This is a genomic window from Trinickia sp. HAY1-2D (assembly GCF_056754935.1).
The window spans coordinates 3,555,952-3,575,396 of sequence record NZ_JBPGWX010000002.1 but is presented as its reverse complement, the minus strand read 5'-3'; the positions used below and the strand labels follow the sequence as shown (position 1 = coordinate 3,575,396).

Below are 19,445 nucleotides of genomic sequence, written 5' to 3'. Positions count from 1 at the left end.
AGCCCGTTACATGGCCAAGTTTTTTATCGATCGACCGATTTTCGCGTGGGTGATTGCGATCATCCTGATGCTGGCGGGGATTGCGTCGATCTTCAATCTGCCGATCGCGCAGTACCCGACGATCGCGCCACCGTCGATCCAGATCAGCGCGTCGTATCCGGGCGCCTCGGCGAAGACGGTCGAAAATACGGTGACGCAGGTCATCGAGCAGCAGATGAGCGGCCTCGATCACCTGCTCTATCTATCTTCGACGAGCGACGATTCGGGCACCGCCACGATCACGCTGACGTTTGCCGCCGGCACCAATCCTGACATCGCGCAGGTGCAGGTGCAAAACAAGCTCTCGCTCGCGACGCCGCTTTTGCCGTCGGTCGTCCAGCAACTCGGCACGAAGGTGACGAAATCGAGCAGCAGCTTCCTGCTCGTGCTCGCGTTCGTGTCCGAAGACGGCAGCATGAACAAGTACGACCTTGCGAACTATGTCGCCTCGAACATTCAGGATCCGATCAGCCGTATCGACGGCGTCGGCACCTTGTCGCTGTTCGGCACACAGTACGCGATGCGGATCTGGCTGGACCCGAACAAACTGACGAACTACGGGCTCACGCCTGTCGACGTCTCGACGGCGATCCAGAACCAGAACGTGCAGGTCGCAGCCGGCCAGCTGGGCGGGACGCCCTCCGTGCCGGGGCAGATGCTGCAGGCGACGATCACCGAGCAGACGCTGCTGCGCACGCCCGGTCAGTTCGGCGATATCTTGCTGAAGGTGAATCCGGACGGCTCGCAGGTGCGGATCAAGGACGTTGCGCGCATCGAGCTCGGCGGCGAAAACTACAACGTCGACACCGCCTACAACGGTCAGCCGACCGTCGGTATGGGCATCCAGCTCGCCACGGGTGCCAACGCCTTGCAGACGGCCAAGCTCGTGCGCCAGCGTGTAGAAGAGCTGTCGCGGTACTTTCCGCACGGTCTTGCGGTGAAGTACCCGTACGACACGACGCCGTTCGTGCGGCTGTCGATCGAGGAAGTGATCAAGACGCTGCTCGAAGGCATCGTGCTCGTCTTCCTGGTCATGTACCTGTTCCTGCAGAACCTGCGCGCGACGTTGATTCCGACGATCGCAGTCCCGGTGGTGCTGCTCGGTACCTTCGCGATCATGAACGCGGTGGGCTTTTCGATCAACGTGCTCTCGATGTTCGGGCTCGTGCTGGCGATCGGTCTGCTCGTCGACGATGCTATCGTCGTGGTCGAGAACGTCGAGCGCGTCATGGCCGAGGAGGGCTTATCGCCCCGGGACGCTACGAGAAAGGCGATGAGCCAGATCACGGGCGCGCTCGTCGGCGTGGCGCTCGTGCTCTCGGCCGTGTTCGTGCCGGTGGCGCTTTCGGGCGGCTCGGTGGGTGCGATCTACCGGCAGTTCTCGCTGACGATCGTCGCGGCGATGGTGCTCTCGGTGCTCGTCGCGCTGATTCTGACGCCGGCGCTGTGCGCGACGATCCTCAAGCCGATACCGGCGGGCCATCACGAGGAAAAGACGGGCTTCTTCGGCTGGTTCAACCGCACGTTCAACACGAGCCGCGAGAAATATCAGAAAGGCGTGCATCACGTCATTCGCCGTTCGAGCCGCTGGCTGCTGATCTATATCGTCGTCATCGTCGCGATCGGGCTGCTGTTCGTGCGCTTGCCGAAGTCGTTCCTGCCTGACGAGGACCAGGGCTACGCGTTCATTCTCGTGCGTACGCCGACAGGCTCGACGCAAGAGACGACGGGCAAGACCCTCGCGAACATCGCCGACTATCTGCTCAACAAAGAGAAATCGGTCGTCGAATCGGTGTTCACGGTCAACGGGTTCAGCTTCGCGGGCCGTGGCCAGAACTCGGGTCTCGTCTTCGTGCGGCTGAAGGATTACGGCGAGCGGCAGCATGCGGACCAGAAGGTGCAGGCCGTCATTCAGCGGATGTTCATGCACTATGCGAACTACAAGGACGGGCTCGTCATACCGTTCAACCCGCCGTCGATCCCCGAGCTCGGTACCGCGTCCGGCTTCGACTTCGAGCTGACCGACAACGCGGGGCATGGCCACGAGGCGCTGATGGCGGCGCGCGATCAGTTGCTCGGGATGGCGGCCAAGGACCCGACGCTTGCGCTGGTCCGGCCGAACGGCTTGAATGACACGCCGCAGTTCAAAGTCGATATCGACCGCGAAAAAGCGCAGGCGCTCGGTGTCACCGCGGAAGCGATCGACCAGACCTTCTCGATTGCGTGGGCGTCGAAGTACGTGAACAACTTCCTCGATACGGACAACCGGATCAAGAAGGTCTACCTGCAGTCCGATGCGCCGTTCCGGATGTCGCCCGAGGATATGTCGAAGTGGTACGTGCGCAATGGCTCGGGCGCGATGGTGCCGTTCACGGCGTTCGCGTCGGGGCAATGGACCTACGGCTCGCCGAAACTGGAGCGCTTCAACGGGATCTCGGCGGTCGAGATTCAAGGGCAGGCCGCGGCGGGCAAGAGTACGGGACAGGCCATGACGGCCATGGAACGGATCGCCGCCAAACTGCCGGCCGGGATCGGCTACTCGTGGACGGGGCTCTCGTATCAGGAGCTCCAGTCGGGTTCGCAGGCGCCGATTCTGTATGGCATCTCGATCCTCGTCGTGTTCCTGTGTCTTGCCGCGTTGTATGAAAGCTGGTCGATTCCGTTCTCGGTCATCATGGTGGTGCCGTTGGGCGTGATCGGCGCACTGCTGGCCGCCACGGTGCGCGGGCTCGAGAACGACGTGTTCTTCCAGGTCGGTCTGCTGACGACGGTGGGGCTTTCGGCGAAGAACGCAATTCTGATCGTCGAATTCGCGCGCGAGTTGCAGCACAAGGAAGGCATGGGACCTGTCGAGGCGGCGATGGAAGCATCGCGGCTGCGGTTGCGGCCGATTCTGATGACATCGCTGGCGTTCATTCTGGGTGTGATGCCGCTTGCGATCAGCAACGGCGCGGGCTCCGCCAGCCAGCACGCGATCGGTACCGGCGTGATCGGCGGGATGCTGACCGCAACGTTCCTGGCGATCTTCTTCATCCCGATGTTCTTCGTCGTCATTCGCGCGAAGTTCTCGGGCGAGACCGAGGATGCCGACGAAGCCGCGCGCTTGGCCCAAGCGCATCATGCGCCGAAGCCCGAAGGTGACGATGGCGACAACAGTGGCGCGGGCGGTGGTCCCCGCAACGAAGGACAGTGACATGCAGATGCGAAACCATTCCCTGATTGCGATCGCGGCCGCGCTGTTCGCTGCGGGCTGCTCGTTCCAGCCCAAGTACGAGCGCCCCGCGCCGCCGGTGGCTGCGGCGTTCCCGAGTTCGGGCGTTTATGCCACGCAGCCGGCGGGTACGCCGGGCCGTAGTGCCGGCGGTCAAGCGGCGGCCGATATCGGCTGGAAGAACTTTTTCGTCGACGAGCGCTTGCAGCGGCTCATCGAGATCGCGCTGGCGAACAACCGGGACTTGCGCGTATCCGTGCTCAATGTCGATCAGGCGCGTGCGCAATATCGGATCACGCGTGCCGACCTGTTCCCGACGCTCGATGCGTCGGGCCAGGAAAGCGTCTCGCGTACGCCGAAGGATTTGAGCTTTTTCGGCAAGACGATTTCGCGGACGTATTCGGTCGGGCTCGACGCTTCCTGGGAAATCGACTTTTGGGGCCGTATACGCAGTCTCAAGGACCAGGCGCTCGAGCAATATCTCTCGACGGCGCAGGCGCGCAAAGCGGCTGAAATCTCGCTCGTCTCGCAGGTGGCCGACGAGTATCTGCAGATGCTCGCGTTCGACGATCTGCTCAAGGTGACCGAAGACACGCTGAAATCGGCGCAGAGCTCCTACGATCTGACGAAGCTGCAATTCGATAACGGCACGGGCTCCGAGCTTTCGCTGCGTCAGGCGGAGACGGTCGTCGAGCAGGCGAAGGCAAATCGCGAAGCACAGGCCCGTTCCCGTGCGCAGGCGGAAAACGCGCTCGCGCTGCTGATCGGGCAGTCGCTGCCCGACGATCTGCCGCCCGGCCGCTCGCTTGGCGATCAGGCGCTTTTGAGCGATATCCCGGCGGGGCTGCCGTCCGATTTGCTCACGCGCCGGCCCGACATCATGGAAGCGGAGGCTTCGCTGCGCGCGGCGAATGCGAATATCGGCGCGGCACGCGCAGCGTTTTTCCCGAAGATTTCGCTGACGGGTTCGGCTGGTACCGAGAGCTTGACGCTGGGTGGATTGTTCAAGCCTGGGTCGGCGGCTTGGAGTTTTACGCCGCAGATTTCGCTGCCGATTTTCGAGGGTGGGCGGAATATCGCCAATCTCGATCTTGCCAATATTCAGAAGCGGATCGAGATCGCGAAGTATGAGAAGGCGATTCAGTCGGCGTTTCGGGATGTGGCCGATGGGCTTGCGGCGCGGAGTACTTATGATGCGCAGATCGGGGCGCTCGAGCGGAATACGAATGCGGAGCAGCGGGCGCTTGATTTGTCGCAGCTGCGGTATCGGAATGGCGTCGATAGTTATCTGCAGGTGTTGACTGCGCAGACGAATCTCTATTCGGCGCAGCAATCGCTGATCAATGCGCGTGTCGCACGGCTGACCAGTCTTGTTGATCTGTATGTGGCGCTCGGCGGTGGGTGGGTGCAGCAGACCGGTGAGACACCGAGGCCGGCGGACGCGGGGACGGATTATGGGTCGTTGCCCGCGCAGGTGCCGCAGGGTGGGGCGTCGGGGGTGAAGGGACCGGCTAGTTGAGGCGGTCGCGCTTTCGAAAGTTGCATTCAAACCGGCGAGCGGCAGTCCAGCTCGCCGGTTTCGTTTTGTACGCCCCGCGAACACGGGTCGGCGCAGGAATTCGACCGCCTTACGAGGGACGACGCCGTCCGAAGCTAACCCTTGACGGCAGCGAACGGGATGTAGCGAGTTTAGCTAGTTTATGATTTCAGTATAAACTCGCTAAACCGACTTTAATGGCGGCGCCGGTCGCCAGTGACACCTTGTCGCATCTGGTGATCTCTCGCTCGATGGTTCGGCGTACGGAGCGACGAGAACATGCCACAGCAACAGTCCGTGCCGCGGGATGTCTTTTCTGATTCTGCTAGAGCGTTCGGATCTCTCTAATTCCGCTAAAGCGTTCGAAGAGCCTACACGGAAAAACAGGGCATCCAATGCCCGCGTGGCGCGGCTTACGAATCTCGTCGATCTTTACGTGGCGCTTGGCGGTGGATAGTTGCAGCAGACGGGCGAAACGCAGAGGCCGGCCGATGCGGGAACCGATTACGGCTCGCTGCCCGCGCAGGTGCCGCAAGGCGGGGCTTCGGGGGTGAAGGGACCGGCGGGGTGAGCCGATCGTTCGTTCGTCGAAACGAATCCGAACCGGCAAGCGACAGGCTCGCCGGTTCGGCTCCATGGGCTGGCTTGGGTGACTGCCGCAAGCTGCGGTGTCCGGCGGCGACGCATGGATCTCGCTACCCTGATGAGTGCGAGCGCGAGTAGCAAGCCGCCGATCACATCGGCCATATAGTGCCCGCCCTGGGTCGGCGTCGAAGCGATCATCGCCGCATTCAACACGACGCCGATAACCGAAACGACCGGCACGCGTCGAAGCGCGTAGGCAAAAATGACGGCCATTTCGGTGTGAAAGGACGGCATCGAGACCAAGCCTTGAGCGGCCGACAAATCGAATGTCCGTAACGAACCGCTTCGCAACAATGCAAAGTCGGATACCGTGGAAGCAGTCTGCGGATCGGTTATGCCGAAATGCGTAAACGCACTGGCTGCGGGAGCGACGGCGGGGACCAGGCTGGTCAGAACCGCTGCCGACATGAAAAGCAGCGAAAACTCCGCCAACTGCCTTCGGCGCCCCATCAGGCCAAGTAATACCGGAACGCCGATCAACTGCCACAGCCCACTGTCGTAAGCCAGCGCGAGTGCGCGATGGATATCGGGATGCGCGCGTACCCATTGGTAGGTCGAGGACCAATCGAAACCGAGTAGCCGGTCGAACTGGATTAGATCGTCGTCGATGAGCGGGGCGTTCGTCGTCACGCAAAGATAGGACAGGATGGAACACGTCGATGCGAAGCAGGAAAGCATGGCGACGTATGCGAGCGTCTGAGATAGTTCAGCGGACCTCAGCATTTTTATTGCGGTCCGATAGCGGGTGACCCTCGTCATTGCGCCGAGCCCGGCCGCGATGAGGAGTAAAGCTATATCGGGTTTTTCTGTCGCGGCCAGGCTCGTCAGGCGCACCGAGTATGCGCCTGCGCGAAGCCATAGCGCATCCACGGCAAGTAGCGCCACGATGATCGTCCAGCCGATCACGTAGGACCGCCAATAGGAAGCGGGCGAGTCTTGTGGGTGCAATGTCGGTCTGCGCATCTTCAATACGCGATCCGCGGTGCCACATAGCTGCCGTAGCCGGTGCCAATGCCCGATGCCTGAGTGGGCATCTTGTAGCCTGCGACGAAATGGCCGGAAATGGCCTTGGCGCTGCCGCCGTTCGACGTATCGATGTAGAAGGCGGCGAACGCGATGATCGGCGTATAGCCGCTCGTAGAAAAGTTGGCGCCGACAGGCATCACAACGGTGACACCCTTGGGCACGCTACTGTAAATAGTGTCTTTTACGCCTGACTGAACGTAGATGCTGTCCCCGATTGCCAACGCGGTAGGATTGCCGTTGGTAATGAGTCCGCGGATGGTCGGCGTATCGTTTGCGACGGTCTTGAACGACGTCCACTGTCCGGCTTGGCATGTGCCGCCATAGGTGGCGCCGTTGCCGATTGTGAACGTTTTAGGTTGCCCGGACGCATCGAGCTTCGGCTGATTCGTCTTGCTGTCCCAATATTGATTGTAGACGCACTGATCCATAATGACGGGAAAAAGGCCGCCGGCCGGAACCGCCGAGGGCGGCGTGATGACCGCGACGGACGTTGCGCTATCGGAGGTGGACGGCATGCCAAGTAGCGCGCCCAGCAAGAGTGTGACGAGTCCGCCGTTGGTGCTCGCATCTCGCGTAACGGTGACCTGCACGGCTGGTTCGGGCAGGTGCCCTGAAGGAGGCGGTAGTATGACTGCGCTGGGCGCAACCAAGGTCGGAGACGAGGCGGCGACGTCCCAGTAGCCGGTCTTGACCGTTCCTGTCGATAGTTTGACGCCGTCCGATATGTTCAATGGGACCGCGGCCGTTGCAGAGGCTGCGGCTGCCGTCCAGTTTGGCACGTTTGAACCTGTCGTGAGCGCGCCGGCACCGGCAAGCGCCGCTGCATCGGCTGCATTCTGCAATTCGTGGCTGACGGCGAAAAAGCGCGGAACATCGACCGCGAAAGCGCCGAACATCAGCAACAGCGGCAATGTGAACAGGAACCAGAGCGCAGCCGATCCACGTTCTTTGGCACGGCCTGGCCACCGGCGCAAGTGGTCGCGACCAGCAGCTAACGGCCCAATCGCAGCGGAATTGAGTTCGCTCGAGTAAAGGCGCTCATTCACAGTTCATTACCGCCGTGGCTGTTAGCGTGAGAGGACCCGTCAGCGCGCTGAATGCTGAGCCGACCATGAGCCCGTTATACGTGTACTCGATCGTCACTGTCAGCGCCTGGCCGCTGGGGATCGTTGCACAACTGCCTGACGGAGTGACCGTCGGCGTCGTGGCCGTCCCGCCGCTCACGAGGCTGCCCTGCATGAAGGTCAACGCGACGTTCTGAATCTGGGTTGTTGTATAGGGCGTCGAACGCAAGACCACGCCCTGACGCGCCGCGGCGCCCGCGGCGTTCGTAATGATTGCCTTGTCGCAAAGCAGCAGGCTCATATCGATGATGCCGAGCATCAGCATCAGCAAGAACGGCAGCATGAGCACGAATTCGAGCGAGACGATGCCGCCCGCGCGTGTGCGGCGATGCCTGCCGAGATGCCGACGCGGTTTCATCGAATGGCTCCGCCCGACGAAATGCCGTCTCCCGGCACCGGTGCCGCGTGCGCGCCGCTGCCGGCTTGTGCCGTCAGTCGTTCGCGCAAGTCCCGGTAGAAACGCAGATTGTCTTCGGCCGATTCGGCCGGCATCTCCGATACGAGAATGCGCTTGGCCGCCTCGCCGTTGCCGAGCAAGCCGTAGGCGAGCGCGAGGTTCTGGCGCGCTTGCGGGGGCGCGTCGGCCAGGCTCGCAATATCGAGCAATACATTCGCGCCGGCTCGCGCCTGGCCCGAGAGCACGAGCGACAGCCCAAGGTCCGCCTTGAGGCCCTGAACTTCGGGGTGGCGCTCCAGCGCGGCGCGATAGACAGCCTGCGCCTCTTCATGCCGGCCTAGCAGGTCCAGCGTCGCTCCGAGTCCCTCGGCCGCCACCGCGTTATCGGGATAGGCCGAGGTCAATTTGCGGTAGCGCTGCTCCGCCTCGTCCAGATGCCGTTGGCGCAGCGCGATGCGAGCGAGTCCCAACTGGGTGCGCGGATCGTCGGGGGCCGAAGCCGCGACGCGCGTGTAGAGCACGCTGGCTCGGGCAAGGTCGCCCGTCTGATAGATCGTATCGGCGAGACCCAATTGCGCGGGCCGCGATTGCGGATCGGCCTTCAAAAGCTTTTCGAAGAGGGAGAGCGCCAACTGGGTGTCGCCCGCTCCGAGCGCGCTTTCCGCGATATGCAAATCGGCGTTCGCGTCGGGAATATGGGTGACGGGCATCGGCTGCGGCACCACGTAGTGATTGCTCGCGCAGCCCGCCATGATCAGCGCTGCCGCAATCGACGTGCAGAGCGCCAGCAAGGCGCGATTCGAGCGGGTGGGGCGGGGTGTGGTCATGCCACCTCCAGAAACAAAAACCAAGAACAAAACGGAAACGGCCATTCAATGGTGACGAAATACGGCGACGAGCCGGATTGCGGCCGGGCCGACCGCAATGAGCGCCACGGTCGGCATGATGAACAGCATCATCGGCAGCGTCATCTTGGGCGCGAGCTTCGCGGCCTTTTCTTCGAGCGCGACCATTTGCATCGAGCGCTCTGTACGCGACAGCGTCCGCAGGGCCTGTGTGATCGGCGTGCCGTACTTCTGGGCCTGCACGAGCGTGGTCACGAGTGCGCGCACCGATGAAAGGCCGATGCGTCCCGCCATGGCGTGCAGCGCGAGACCGCTATCGCCACCGAGGCTGAGCTCGTCCGCGGTCACGCTGAGTTCGTCGGCTAACGGCGGGCAGATGATCCGCAGCTCGGTTGCGACGCGCTTGATCGCCACGACGAGGCTGTTGCCGGCGTTCGTGCAGATGACAAGCAGGTCGAGCGCATCGGGCAGGGCAACGGCGATCGCCCGGCGGCGGCGTCGGATGAGAAAACCCATCGCGTATTCCGGCAGCATCATGCCGATCACGAAGGCGCCGGCCATCAGCAGTACGCGGAAGAGAAAGAACTGCCCAAGCTTGGGCAGATGCCCGCCGAGCGCAATCGCGCTCAGGGCAAGGCAGGCGCCGACGACAACCTTGAGTCCCGACATGACCGCTACGGCTCGCCGGTCGCGAAAACCGGCGCTGGCAAGTCGTGTCGCGAGCTTCGCACGGTCTTCCGCCTGCACGACAGGCATGCGCTCGCCGATCGAGGCCACGCGCGTGGCAAGCCGTTTCGGCACATTGATCGCGGCCGCGGTGGCCGGAGCGTTGCTGCTGCCGCGCACCGTGCTTTGCCGGACGCGTTGGGCGATGCGCGCGCGCTTGCTCGTGCCGCGCAAGACGAGCCACAACGTGATGACGGCAAGCAACAAGAGTAGGGCGGCGTTGCGCCAGAAGTCGGCATTCATCATCGCGAAGTATCCAGGTTGGCAATTTTGCTGATCAGCCACAAGCCGGCCGTCATCAAGCCGGCCGCGAGCGCCAGTATCTTGTGACCTGCGTGCGTATTCGTGAGCACTTCGAGGTATGGCCGATTCACGACATAAAACACGCCCATGATCACGAAGGGGACAGCCGCGATCATTTTGCTGGCGAGCTTGCCTTCAGCCGTTAGCGCCTTGCTCTTCGCGCGGATGTCGCGCCGCGAGCGCACGATGGCCGCCAGAGTCTCGAGGGTGTCGCCGAGGTTGCCGCCTGTTTCGCGTTGCAGGATCAGGCAAACCGTGAAGAACGAAAAATCGGCAAGCTGCAAACGCGCTGCCGCCTGCTCGAGCACTTCCTTCAACTCCGCGCCCACGAGCAGCGCATCGCCCATGGTGCGAAACGTCGTTCGAACGGGCTCTTCGCTTTCGACGCCCGCGATGCAGATGGCCTGAACTGCGGGGATGCCTGCGCGCACCGCGCGAATGATGAGATCGAGCGTGTCGGGAAAGACTGCGAGAAAGCGCAGTCGGAACCGCCCGATGACCCATCGGTAAGCGGCGCGCATTGCGATAACCGTCGCGCCGAGTGAAATCGCGAAACGCGCCAACGGGCCCAACGAGAACGACGTCGCGCCGACGAACGACGCAACGAGCGCCACGACACCGACGACGCAAATGAGACGTATGCCGGCGGCGCCCCCCACCGTGCGAACGCGTTCGTACTTCGCCACGAACGGGGCCAGCAGTGCCGCTTGATCGGGCAGGCGGCGCTTGCGCTGGAGCAGCTCGTGCTGTTTGTCTTGCCCTTCGTTTTCGCCGCGTCGCGTCGTGGCGACCTGCTGTTCGTCACGCAGCTCGGCAACGCGCGTCCGAATGCGCGTTGCCGGTTGCTGCCGCGCCATTTGACGCAAGGACCTCACGATGAGGCCCAGCACGACGAGTGCAAAAAAGGCACCGGCGGTGACGACGTCCACCGGTCTCATGATTGCATCGCTGCGAGCAGCGCCTCTTCGAGTCCATAGTAGATAGCCCGTTGAGCGAAAACCGGTCGCAGCGACGAGCATTCGAACGCACCGCGCACCTGCTCTTCATAGGCGCTCGCGTTGTAGCGAAACGTGAAGAGGTCCTGCGTTATTACGACATCGCCTTCCATGCCCCCGATCTCGGTGACATGCGTCACGCGCCGCACACCGTCGCGCATCCGCTCGACTTGCAGGATCAGATGAACCGCGCTCGCAATCTGTCTGCGAATCGACATCAGCGGCAAATTGCCGTTGGCCATCATCACCATGCTTTCGAGTCGCGTGATCGCGTCGCGCGGCGTGTTTGCATGGACCGTGGTCATCGAACCGTCGTGGCCCGTATTCATCGCCTGCAGCACGTCGAATGCTTCCGTGCCGCGCGTCTCGCCGAGAATGATGCGGTCGGGGCGCATCCGCAACGCATTGCGCACGAGGTCTCGCTGAGAAACGCCGCCGAGCCCTTCGCTGTTCTCGGGCCGCGTTTCGAGGCTGACTACATGGGGCTGCTGCAGCTGCAGTTCGGCCGCGTCTTCGATCGTAACGACGCGCTCGCTCTCGTCGATGAAACGCGAGAGCGCGTTGAGCAGCGTCGTTTTGCCGGAGCCCGTACCGCCGGAAATCACGACGTTCAGGCGGCATGCGGTGGCGATCCTCAGCACGTCGACCATCGCCGGTGAGATGTTGCCCTGCTGCGCCATACGGCCCAGCGTGATATTGCGTTTGGCGAATTTTCGGATCGAGATGGAGGCGCCGCGCAACGCGATGGGTGGCAGTACGACGTTCACGCGGCTGCCGTCGGCCAGTCGCGCGTCCACCATCGGGCTGCTTTCGTCCACGCGCCGTCCGACGGCGGCTGCGATGCGCTGCGCGACGTTGATGACGTGTGCGTTGTCGCGGAACTTCAACGGCGTCAACTCGAGACGCCCGCCGCGCTCGACATAGACGTGATCGGGCCCGTTCACGAGGATGTCGGTCACCCGTTCGTCGGCCAACAACGGCTCGATCGGCCCGATGCCGAACATGTCGTTGACGATTTCGTCGACGATCAGCGTCTGTTCGCCGAGCGTCAGCGTCAGCCTGTCCCGTGCGATCGTCTCGGCCGCGATCTGCTCGATGCCGGCGCGCACGTCGCTGCGCGACATCATCAATGCGGCGGACATGTTCATCGACGCGAAGACTGCCGTGCGTATCGTCTTGAATGTGTCGGAGCGGATGACCGCTTCGTGCCGGTCCGATACGCTTGCAATCGGGGGGCGTGAACTGCCGCGGAGGCCGCGGTGCTGGCACTTGCGTCGCGCAAGCTTCCGGCCACAGGAGCGGAGTACGCTGGCTCGGCCGGCGAGGCCCGCAGTTCGTCCGGGTCCGTTGCCGGATCGACGCTCAGCAACCCGTTGCGGCGGCCGAACATCAGCTTGCCCTCCGGGCAGGCGCGAGACGCCGATACCAGGGCGTGCGCGCCGACGGTGCCGCTGCTTCCTCGTTACCGGTGATCGAGTTTGCAAGCGCAACGATCGCCGCTGCGAACGGGGAACGCTGGGGGCTGGCCAGCGACTCTCCGAGATTTTCAGTAAGCGCCAGGGTCTGCGGCTCGTACGGCAGCGAATGGACCGATCCCCGCGCGAGCGCACTGATGAAATCCTTCGAATTCACGCGACCGGGCACGGGCTGTCTCGACTCGTTCACGAGTACCGATATCGCCGGATTCGCGTCGCGCGCTTCGGCGAACTGGCACAGGCGCGCCGCTTCGCGCGTCGAGTGCACGGAGAGGTCCGCCACGACATGGATCATCGCGCTTGCCTCGAAGGCTTCGTCGATCAGCATGCCGCCCCGATGCGGCAAATCCATCACGATGTAATGGAAGTGGCGCTTGAGCATGGAGATGAGCTCGGAGAGCGCCCCCGCGCGCACGGAAAAATCCTGGTTGTACGGTAGTTCGGAGGCCAGGACGAACAAGCGATCGCTCTGCGCGATGAATGCCTGGTTGATCAGTTGTTGGTCGAGTCGATGCGGGTTTTGCAGCAGTTCGATCAGACCGCTCGTGGCGGATACGCCGAACATCGAGGCTGCTGCACCGCCGTACGGGTCGAGGTCGATGTAGGCGATGCGGCGGCGCGTCTTATCGGCAAGGTGGCTCGCGAGCGCCGTGGCAATCGTCGTTACGCCGACGCCGCCTCGCGTGCCCACGAAGCTCAGCGCCTTGCCCATTCGCGGCGAAGTGCTCGCGTCGTTTGCGGCGAGCGCACGCCTGACCAGCTCGACCGTAAGCGGTTTGACGAGATAGTCGCGTATGCCGAGTTGCAGCAGGTTTCGGAAAAGTCCGACGTCATTGCGCTCGCCGATCGCGACGACGGTGACCGATGGGTCCACGACATCCGCGAGCCGCATCAGATCCGAGATCGGCATGGCAGACCCCGACACATCGATGATGAGGTAGTGCGGAGATTCCTTGAGTGCGGTCATGACGCCCACTGCATCGTCGAGCGAACCCAGCGTGACGTGCGAGGTCGCGATGCCTTCATCGACGACGACGTTGTCGATCACCTCCGCGCTGATGGCGTCGGTGACGACGGCAATGAGTTTCTCCGCGCCGGAAGGGCGCGCGTGGCGTTTGAACAGGCTGGTTTCGTGAGCGCCCATGTCGGCCGTCTCCGTTACTGTGAACCCGCCGGCGATGCCGCGGGCGAAGAAGACGAGGAAGACGCCGAATTGCCGCCATAGGCTCCGCTCAACGGCATTGCGCGGCCTTCTTCGTAGCGCCGCACGGCGCTTGCGGCCAGCGGGGCGTCAGCCCCGGCGTAGGGGCGGGGGCTCACGAAATCGGCGGGGCGTGCGACCATGGCCGCGAGATTCGAATACGTGGCGCAGCCGAACGCCACACCTGGGCGTTGCATCCCGGCGTCCCGCATCGGTGCTGCTTCGTTGAGTGCCTCGCATGAGGGCGGGACCGCATGTCCGCCGTTTTCCCCTGGCACGTAGCCGATCACCGACGCGTCGGGCATGCCGAGCGGCGCCGACATGCAGGAGGTGAGGCCGATGCTCGCGGCGCCGGCGAAGACGGTAACGATGAGGATGTGCCGTGAATTCATCATGGTCCGGTTTCTCCTGCTCAATAGACGAAGCCGGCGGCGCCGACGAGGCGAGGCGACTGCCCCGACAGCGGATCCGCTCCGAGCGAATGCTGGACGGCGAATTCGACGTCGGTGCTGGGGCGCATGATGTCGTCGAGTGCGCCGTGCAACTGTCCAGGGCCGGTTGGTCCCACGATGTAAGGCGTGACGATCACGACGAGCTCGGTCTTGTTGTTCTGGTAGCTCTTCGAGGAGAACAGCTTGCCGAGCACCGGCAGCCGGCCGAGGCCCGGCAGCTCGGACAGGACATCGCTCGACGTGCTTTGCAACAAACCGCCGATGGCGAAGCTTTGCCCGCTCGACAGCTCGACCGTGGTCTCCATGCGGCGCACCGTCAGCGCAGGGACGATAATCGAGTTCAGCGTGATGCTGTTGGTCGGATCGATCTGGCTCACTTCGGGGCGCACGCTGAGGCTGATACGGTTATCCGCCATGACAGTCGGCGTGAAATTGAGCGAGACGCCGTAAGGCTTGTACTCGATTGTGATCGTGCTCGTCGAGCCGCTTTGCGGAACCGGAATAGGCAGCTCGCCTCCCGCGAGGAAGCTCGCGGTTTGTCCAGAGACGGCGGTCAGATTGGGTTCGGCCAGCATCGTGATCAATCCCTCCTTGTCGAGCGCGTCCAGGACGCCCTCGATCTGCGTGCCGCCAGCCCTGAACCCGCCGAGCACCGAGTACGCGCCCGTCGACGACAGATTGAAGAGGTTCGTCGTCGAGTCGAAGATTGCGCGCCCGTTGAACAGGCCACCGAAGAAGTTGCCGTTTTTGCCCAACGCATTCCAGTCGACGCCGAGCTGATGCGTGATGTTGCGATCGACTTCCGTGATGCGAACGCGAAGCAGCACCTGAATCGGATGCGCGACCGTCATCCGGTTGACCAGTTGCTCCTTGGCGTGCAAATAGGGCTGCAGCGTCTGAACGACGGCGTCGGCATCGGCCGCGCTCGGAACCGAGCCACTCACCATCAGCGATCCGGGGGCGCTCGTCACATGCACGCCCAACTGCGGAAAGCGCGTATCCAAGAGCCGCTGAACGGAACCCGTGTCCGTGGCTACGCTGATCGTCTTGCGCAGGATTTGTCGATTGTTTGCGCCCAATGCAAAGAGCGTCGTCGTGCCGGCCTTCTTGCCGAGCACGAAAACGGAACGCGGCGTGGGCACATGGACATCGGCGATATCGGGGTCCGCCACGAAGACGGCCACGGCCGGCTCGGGCAGCGAGATCATCGTCCCACCGCCCGCCGCGACGGACAATACGTCTGGCTCGTCGGCCGATGCCGTACGCGCACCGGCGAGCATCGCAATGCAAAGGAAGGCGGCGAGCGCGCCAAAATGGGCGAGCTGCGTCGCGAGTTCGGCGAGCGTGGCCGGGCGATGGCGTGCGCGGCGTGCGAACGGATTGGCGCGTCTGAGGCTGGCCATGTGGGTCCTATGTTCCTGCAGGGGTGGCGGGTTCGTTTGCGGTACGGGCGGGCACGGCCGCTGGGGTACCGGGCGGCAATGGCGGCAGCGGCTGTCCGCCCGGCGATGCGCCGTTTTGCGCCGAGCCGCCTGCCGGCTCGGCCTTCGAGCCGCGATAGATCATCACTTGCCGGACCTGTGCCGCTGGCCTGCCGGGTGTTGCCGCAGGCGGAGCCACGGCCTTCAGCGCGCGCGAGACGTCGCCGGCCCAGACGGGCGGCGTTTGCGCGCGTGCGACGTCTTCGGCGTCGGAGGCGTGCTTGTCGCGTGTCGCGAAGCTGCGCAGCGCGAGCGATAGCGTGCCGAGATGCGCAGCCACGGTGATCGACTGCGCGCCGGCCGGCGTGACTTCGAAAGTCGCCGTTCGCACGTTCGTAGTCGAGGCCGCAGCATCGTCCTTCGGACGTTTGAAGGCGGAGCCGACCGCAAGCACGCGCACGCGTTCCGCAACCGTTTCGGATTCCACAGCCCGCGCCGGCGGAACATCGACGCCCGCGTCGGCGCGGATTTGCTGCGTTAGCAGCACGTCGACAAAGTCGCCAGGCTGAATGAGTCCTGCGTTGCCGGATACATCGTCGATAGACACCGAAATGGCGCGCATGCCCGGCTTGAGTGCCGCGGCGAGAAAGCCGGGCGCGCTGGGCAAGATGACGTCGGTGAGCCCGAGCGGCGTGCCCGCATGCACGGCATGGCGCAACAAGTCGCCTTTCAGATCGTTGTTGGCGCTCGCTTCGGGCGAGCCTTCCAACAGCGCGCCGGCCGGTATCTGGTCGCGCGCTACCGCTTTCCAGATGAGATCGGAATCTCTTAACAGCAAACCATCGGGCAGTTCGTCCGCTGCCGCGCGCACGCGCACGAGCGCGGCGGGCTTCGCAACACCGGGCGCCGAAGCCGCGATGAACAGCGCGCGAATGACGAAAGCACCAATCGCGGCAACGGCGATGAGCGCGGCAAGCTTCAGGATGTTTGGCATAGGGACGGCGGGTTCTCGTTAGGCAAATCGCGCATGGCCGACTAGCGCGAGACCGAGTGGATGACCGAACGAGGATGTCAGCAAGGTGGCCGCGGCATGACCATCGGCTGTCGGCTGCAGCAGCACTGCAATGGCTCCCGCCAGCGCGAGCGCGACACCGTAAGGCACGCCGCGGGCCGCGGAGAGCCAGGTCGCGCGGCGGGCGACACCGCTACAAGCGGGGTGGCGAAGCGCAAACGTGAGTGCGAGCATCGAAAGGCCGAGGAGGGCGCCGAACACTGAAACGATGACTAGTAGTGCGAGGGCGTAGGCGGGGCCGCACCAAAGGAAGACGGCCGCACCGAACTTCACGTCTCCGCCCCCGAGCCAGCGCACCCGAAACAGCACAGCCGCGAGCCCCAGCGAAAACCCGCCGAGCGCGGCATGCCCGGCGAACTCCCGGAGGGTGCTACCGTTTAGTGCGGCTTCCAGCAGATACAGCGCGGCGAAAGCAGATACCCAGACATTGGGCAGACGCCGCCGGCGCAGATCCGAAACTGCAAGCACGGCAAGGATCAGGTATGCCATCGCTTTGATCGGATCCATGACGAGCTCTCCTGGCGGCAAACGGACGTACCGATTTGCGGATGTGCCCGCGCCGGCATGGCAACGGGCATCCACCCGCCCGCTTACGAGGGAAGCTGGGCGTGGATCTTCGTGAACAAGGTGGTGAACAGAGCCGACAAGCCATTGTCGCCGCTGAAGACAGTACCGACAGAGACCAGCGCAGCAACCACTATGGCCGCCAAAATGGCATATTCGAGCGCGCTAACGCCGCGCTCGTCGCGCGACAGGGACATGATGAAACGCAGCATGGTGAGCTCCAAAAAAGTTAGGAATCCGAAGTAATCGGCGACTATCACAGGCGCGAGCACGCCGGGAGGACCAATGGGCCTCTCGGCTTGTTTACGGCTGCCGATGCCGACCCCTTTAGGGAGATTCGGGAAATCCATAACAGGGCCAGGACTTTCGGAACCTCTCGGTAGATTGAATCCTAAAGACATTGGACGGCGCAGCATGCCCCGATATGACGGCTTAAATTGGTCTAATTCAATCAATTCAAAAGTCTGATGAATTGCGACTATCAAGGCCCGACGTCCCTGCGAGCCAGGCGGGACGGGCCGCCCAGGGCGTCCGCGCAACTCGTAAAAACGACGAACATCCAGCGACCATTCGTCCCACCGGTCAATTCGGAGTCCTGAAGATATCGTCGATCAGCCGTTCGTTCGCGACCGTCGTGTGGTTCGACTGGGAGGTGGTTCGATCGCGGGTGCGCTGTGCGGCGGACGGCTTCGAGGTTCGCTTCGCGGTGCAGCCTGACGGCAACCGCTATCATGTGTTCCGCTCGCCCGAGGGGCGGCGATCGACCCATGGCATCGGTCGCGCTCGCCGTTCGCGCGCCGCGCCAACCCTGTCCGCTCCAAAAATCTGGCTTTCCTCACCATGCGATTTCTCGGTATCGACCTTGGCACCGCTTCGCTCAAGCTCGCGATCTTCGACGAGGATGGGCACGAACGGGCCGCGTCCGGCGCGGCCTATGCGGTCGAGACGCCGCAGCCCGGATGGGCGCAAACCCCGGTCGAGGCATGGTGGCGAGCGCTCGTCGACGCGGCGGCGGCTTTGCCACACGAGGAGCGGGCAGGCGTTAAAGCCATCGGCATCGCGGGCCAGATGCACGGCGTGGTACTGACGGACGAGCACGGCCGCGCAGTGCGCCCGGCGATGCTCTGGCCCGACACGCGCGCCGCGGGCTTGCTCGATGCGTGGCCCGAGCCGCAGCCGAACCCCGTCGCGCCCGGCATGGCCGGGCCGCTCTTGCGGTGGATCTCGGAAAACGAGCCGAGGGCGGCGGCCGCGACGCGCTGGGCGTTGCAACCGAAGGATTGGCTGCGCGTGGCATTGGGCGGAGCCGCACTCAGCGATCCGTCGGACGCCTGCGCAACCGCGCTTACCGATGCTTCGGGGGCATGGGACGACGAGCGCATTGCCGCGCTGGGATTGCCGCGCCAATGGTTCGCGCCGCTCGCGCCTCATTCGTATGCGGCGGCGGGCGAGCTATCGGCCGAGGCGGCGCGCTCGCTCGGTCTGCCGGCCGGCATTCCCCTCGCGGTGGGGGCGGCCGACACGGCGAGCGCCGCACTCGGCAGCGGCCTCGCGCACGACGGGGATGCGCTCGTCACCACGGGCAGCGGAGGGCAGATCGTGGTTCTGGCGACGAACGAGCCCCGGCCCGCGCGCGGGTTGCATCGCTACCGGACGGCGACGGGACAGTGGTACCGCATGGCGGCGATGCAGAACGTGGGTGTCGCGCTCGAGCACGTGCGCGCCTGGCTCGGTTACGTTGACTGGCCCGCTGCCTATGCGGACGCGTTTGGTCTGGCCAGCACAGAGACGACACGCTCAGCCGTGACCTTCCTGCCTTACCTGAGCGGCGAGCGGTCGCCCTGGATGAACCCGGCCGCGCGCGGCGGCTGGCTAGGCCTCGGCCTCGACGACACGCGCGGCACGATGATGCGCGCGGCGTTCGAAGGCGTCGCATTCGCGCTGCGTGCGGGGCTCGATGCGATCCGCGCCGATGCGGGGCAAAGCCCGCCGCAACCGGGGCGCAAGATCGATCGCCTGCGGCTGGCGGGTGGCGGCTCGGTCGATCCGCGCTGGCGGCAATTGCTTGCCGATGCGCTCGATGCCGAGCTCGACGCTGTCGATTGCCCCAACGTCGGTGCTCGCGGTGCGGGGCTGATCGCGGGGCTGGCGAGCGGCCACTGGCGCGAAGCGGACCTGCCGGCGCTCGCGCCGCCCGCCGAGCCAGTGGCGAGCCCGAGAGGCGATGCGGCGCTGGCCGCGCGGTATGCGCGGTTTCTCGATTTATATGGACGTACGGAAAGCTGGTTCGGTGTGGCCCAGCGGTGATGCCAGTCTTCGAGCAAAAAGGCTCTGTCATGTCGAGAAATCATCGACGCGCGTCGCACCGTGGCTCGCGCGAGAGGCGGATTTGCGCGATCATGGCCGTCGCCG

General features: G+C 64.0%; 15 protein-coding genes and 1 pseudogene. 3 read left to right on the top strand and 13 right to left on the bottom strand.

Features of this window, described 5'->3' with window-relative positions; all coding sequences use genetic code 11:
- Nucleotides 1-10: 10 nt before the first annotated feature.
- Together ACR9ZC_RS23670 and ACR9ZC_RS23665 are read left to right on the top strand one after the other, a co-directional pair.
- On the top strand, nucleotides 11-3,232 hold the full coding sequence (locus ACR9ZC_RS23670) for an efflux RND transporter permease subunit (protein WP_481582122.1): 3,222 nt from the start codon (nucleotides 11-13) through the stop codon (nucleotides 3,230-3,232).
- A gap of 7 nt (nucleotides 3,233-3,239) precedes the next feature.
- A complete protein-coding gene (locus ACR9ZC_RS23665; RefSeq protein ID WP_481582754.1) occupies nucleotides 3,240-4,769 on the top strand; it encodes an efflux transporter outer membrane subunit in 1,530 nt (509 codons plus the stop codon).
- 522 nt (nucleotides 4,770-5,291) lie between these two features.
- Here the strand turns inward: ACR9ZC_RS23665 and ACR9ZC_RS23660 are convergent.
- The 13 genes and pseudogenes from ACR9ZC_RS23660 to ACR9ZC_RS23600 all read right to left on the bottom strand — a co-directional run bounded on the left by ACR9ZC_RS23660 (nucleotide 5,292) and on the right by ACR9ZC_RS23600 (nucleotide 17,245).
- On the bottom strand, nucleotides 5,292-6,395 hold the full coding sequence (locus tag ACR9ZC_RS23660) for a phosphatase PAP2 family protein (protein WP_481582121.1): 1,104 nt from the start codon (nucleotides 6,393-6,395) through the stop codon (nucleotides 5,292-5,294).
- Between the two features lie 2 nt (nucleotides 6,396-6,397).
- Nucleotides 6,398-7,432, bottom strand: a complete 1,035-nt coding sequence (locus tag ACR9ZC_RS23655; RefSeq protein ID WP_481582753.1) for a pilus assembly protein TadG-related protein — start codon at nucleotides 7,430-7,432, stop codon at nucleotides 6,398-6,400.
- A gap of 64 nt (nucleotides 7,433-7,496) precedes the next feature.
- Entirely contained in the window at nucleotides 7,497-7,940 is a 444-nt protein-coding gene (locus ACR9ZC_RS23650) for a TadE/TadG family type IV pilus assembly protein (protein WP_481582120.1), read from the bottom strand.
- Nucleotides 7,937-8,806 (bottom strand): tetratricopeptide repeat protein, encoded by an 870-nt coding sequence (locus tag ACR9ZC_RS23645; protein WP_481582119.1) that lies wholly within the window; start codon nucleotides 8,804-8,806, stop codon nucleotides 7,937-7,939. Before ACR9ZC_RS23645 ends, ACR9ZC_RS23650 begins: the two co-directional genes overlap by 4 nt.
- Before the next feature lie 45 nt (nucleotides 8,807-8,851).
- Nucleotides 8,852-9,796, bottom strand: coding sequence for a type II secretion system F family protein (locus ACR9ZC_RS23640; RefSeq protein ID WP_481582118.1), 945 nt, complete (start codon nucleotides 9,794-9,796; stop codon nucleotides 8,852-8,854).
- On the bottom strand, nucleotides 9,793-10,791 hold the full coding sequence (locus ACR9ZC_RS23635) for a type II secretion system F family protein (RefSeq protein ID WP_481582117.1): 999 nt from the start codon (nucleotides 10,789-10,791) through the stop codon (nucleotides 9,793-9,795). The genes ACR9ZC_RS23640 and ACR9ZC_RS23635 overlap by 4 nt, the downstream gene beginning before the upstream one ends.
- Nucleotides 10,788-12,062: pseudogene (locus tag ACR9ZC_RS23630) on the bottom strand (TadA family conjugal transfer-associated ATPase); the annotation flags it as partial. The pseudogene ACR9ZC_RS23630 and the gene ACR9ZC_RS23635, both read right to left, overlap by 4 nt.
- Before the next feature lie 175 nt (nucleotides 12,063-12,237).
- Nucleotides 12,238-13,467 carry a CpaE/TadZ family protein gene (locus ACR9ZC_RS23625; protein ID WP_481582116.1) on the bottom strand — a complete coding sequence of 410 codons (1,230 nt, stop codon included), beginning with the start codon at nucleotides 13,465-13,467 and terminating at the stop codon, nucleotides 12,238-12,240.
- Nucleotides 13,468-13,481: 14 nt separating this feature from the next.
- A complete protein-coding gene (locus ACR9ZC_RS23620; RefSeq protein WP_481582115.1) occupies nucleotides 13,482-13,919 on the bottom strand; it encodes a CpaD family pilus assembly lipoprotein in 438 nt (145 codons plus the stop codon).
- A 17-nt stretch (nucleotides 13,920-13,936) separates the two neighbouring features.
- Entirely contained in the window at nucleotides 13,937-15,256 is a 1,320-nt protein-coding gene (locus ACR9ZC_RS23615) for a type II and III secretion system protein family protein (protein WP_481582752.1), read from the bottom strand.
- 130 nt (nucleotides 15,257-15,386) lie between these two features.
- Complete coding sequence (gene cpaB, locus ACR9ZC_RS23610) at nucleotides 15,387-16,391, bottom strand: Flp pilus assembly protein CpaB (RefSeq protein WP_481582114.1); 1,005 nt, start codon at nucleotides 16,389-16,391, stop codon at nucleotides 15,387-15,389.
- An 18-nt stretch (nucleotides 16,392-16,409) separates the two neighbouring features.
- Nucleotides 16,410-16,976, bottom strand: a complete 567-nt coding sequence (locus ACR9ZC_RS23605) for an A24 family peptidase (protein ID WP_481582113.1) — start codon at nucleotides 16,974-16,976, stop codon at nucleotides 16,410-16,412.
- 83 nt (nucleotides 16,977-17,059) lie between these two features.
- Nucleotides 17,060-17,245 carry a Flp family type IVb pilin gene (locus ACR9ZC_RS23600; RefSeq protein WP_481582751.1) on the bottom strand — a complete coding sequence of 62 codons (186 nt, stop codon included), beginning with the start codon at nucleotides 17,243-17,245 and terminating at the stop codon, nucleotides 17,060-17,062.
- Nucleotides 17,246-17,873: 628 nt separating this feature from the next.
- Here ACR9ZC_RS23600 and ACR9ZC_RS23595 point away from each other — a divergent pair.
- Nucleotides 17,874-19,340, top strand: coding sequence for a xylulokinase (locus ACR9ZC_RS23595; protein ID WP_481582112.1), 1,467 nt, complete (start codon nucleotides 17,874-17,876; stop codon nucleotides 19,338-19,340).
- Nucleotides 19,341-19,445 lie beyond the last annotated feature (105 nt).